Genomic DNA, 2,178 nt, shown 5'->3' on the forward strand with positions numbered 1-2,178 from the left:
CACGCCAGGTCGTTGGATGGTCGATGAGTTCACGGATTGATACAGAGCTGGCGATGAATGCGCTGTTGATGGCTGTTTGGCGACGCAAGCCGGCTGATCCCGTGATGGTTCATTCGGATCAAGGTTCTCAGTTCACCAGCAAAGACTGGCGCGATTTTTTGAAGGAGCATCGCCTGGAGCCAAGCATGAGCCGGCGTGGAAACTGTCACGATAATGCCGTCGCTGAAAGCTTCTTCCAGCTTCTAAAGCGCGAGCGCATCAAGCGCAAGACCTATGCGAGCAGGGACGACGCCAGGCAAGATATCTTCGACTACATCGAGATGTTCTACAATCCGAAGCGCCGTCACGGATTCAATGACAGGCTTTCGCCAGCAGAGTTTGAGCGAAGGCATTTTGAACGGCTCGCGGGTGTCTAGCAGACTCGTGGCGATTCAGTTTGCTGTAGTTCGATCTGGTATCGCGTTCCAGCCAGATTATCAGCGAGGCCGTCAAGTGCGCTAAACTCACCGGCGACTGAAAACGGCCAGTAACGGTTTTTCTGAAACCTCGGCTTTTCAAAGCGAACATATGGAACTACGGCAAGAACTAACACCTCCACAACTCGATGAGCAATTTGTTGATCGGCTCGCCCAGCTTGCCGATACCATCGACGGTAACCCAAGTCAGGCGCTGTGCGCCGAGTTCAACAGACTCGCAGGCACTGAACTTCCACTGAGCTTTTTTCAAGGGGTGTACGGAAGTGAAAACCACGCTAACTTTGTGTGGAGGGTGCTGCGCAAACAGCGCATCAAACCCGTGCCCGATGTTACTCGAGAAGAGCTTGTCGAAATTGTTCGACGTGCGATGAAACCTGATCGGGGTGAGGTGCATGAGGCATACATGGCGATGTTCGAATGTAACGTGCCACGGCCACATGCGTCGAATCTAATTTTCTATCCGGCCGACTATGACCCCAATAGCGACACATGGGGCGGCGGCAAGCCGATGAGCGACTACGATCCGAGTCCTGAGCAAATCGTTGATTGGCCTCTCGATATGACCACTTTTCAGCGCTGAATTGTTGGAAATGGGGGCGACAATTGGCGGCACTTGCCTACAGCCGCATTCTCGGGATAGCTTCAAGTAAAGCGCTTGAAATTTGAGACGGTATCTGACACTGGGCGTCCGGTAGGATAGAATTTGCTCCAGCGGCTTTCACCAAAGAAGACCGAATATAACATATGAATTTCGTTGCTTTTCCACGTAGCTGTCAATTTAATAATTTTTTATATGTACGAAGATGACAAGGATAAGGTTCGTCGAAACTTGGTGGCTCTGAGTGGATTCATTCTCGTCTCCGCATATCTCGGGCTGAAATTGCCGAATAAAGTCTTTGAAGTTCAGCTTCCAAGCGAAACCAATAAGATTTGGGTTGTGGTTTCAGCGGCCTTGGCCTACGCGTTTTGGCGGTTTGTTCATAGCGAAGAGGCACGCAAGGCACGGTCGAGCATTGCCTCGCAATATGCCAGCAGCAGAGTCCAAGTTTATGATTTCTTGATCTCTCGAGACTTAAAGCGGGTGTTTCATGCTAAGTCGCCACGATGGGTCAATGCCTCGCCAATTAAGGCGAGATTAGAGCAAGAGCGAAATAGTTCCCAATACCAATACGTTCGCCTCACCGCGCTTGTGCCACTCAATACGCAGCAGTGGCCACATAAGGGATTTGAGCGACGGAGTGGTTCGACTGAGGTAGAAATACAATTCGCATTTCTTTACACCCCAGAAATGGCGGGAGATATACATCCAAATTTACATAATATGGAGCAGCAGGCTAGGACAAGGATCGGAGAACAAACCTTTACGTTCCCACGAAGGATCGAATTCTTCGTCACATTCTCTTCACTCGTGAATTTATTGGCGCGAAGCGAGCTTGTTCCTGAGGTCTTAATTCCATATGGGATGGCTGCCGGTGCTGGAGTGATCGCACTTGTTCGGGCATTGAACTGAATCTAGAAATGTCATTTATTCAATAGAATTTATGGTAGCTATTTTTACGACCGATGGTTTGATACTGAGGTAGCCTGACATTTTCGGACACTTCCATTTGATAAACTTGTCAAAGGGAGTGAAATCATGAGATCAACAACATACACGCCGGAATTCCGGGCCGAGGCGGTCAAACTGGTGCTGGCACAAGGG

The 2,178-nt window shown here is 49.8% G+C and carries 3 protein-coding genes; all 3 read left to right on the top strand.

The window, feature by feature from the left end:
• A partial coding sequence (locus H3H39_RS27230) for an IS3 family transposase (protein WP_182157681.1) occupies window positions 1–416 on the top strand: 416 nt, incomplete at its 5' end.
• Between the two features lie 151 nt (window positions 417–567).
• On the top strand, window positions 568–1,056 hold the full coding sequence (locus H3H39_RS27235) for a bacteriocin immunity protein (RefSeq protein ID WP_182157682.1): 489 nt from the start codon (window positions 568–570) through the stop codon (window positions 1,054–1,056).
• A gap of 213 nt (window positions 1,057–1,269) precedes the next feature.
• Window positions 1,270–1,986, top strand: coding sequence for a hypothetical protein (locus H3H39_RS27240; RefSeq protein WP_182157683.1), 717 nt, complete (start codon window positions 1,270–1,272; stop codon window positions 1,984–1,986).
• The last annotated feature ends 192 nt before the right edge of the window (window positions 1,987–2,178 follow it).

The sequence above is a fragment of the Rugamonas apoptosis genome, assembly GCF_014042355.1.
Lineage (GTDB): Bacteria > Pseudomonadota > Gammaproteobacteria > Burkholderiales > Burkholderiaceae_D > Rugamonas > Rugamonas apoptosis.

Bases quoted from the DNA above. Each gene is read 5' to 3' on its own strand.
- H3H39_RS27235 (WP_182157682.1), top strand. From the start codon at position 568: ATGGAACTACGGCAAGAACTAACACCTCCACAACTCGATGAGCAATTT.
- H3H39_RS27240 (WP_182157683.1), top strand. From the start codon at position 1,270: ATGTACGAAGATGACAAGGATAAGGTTCGTCGAAACTTGGTGGCTCTG.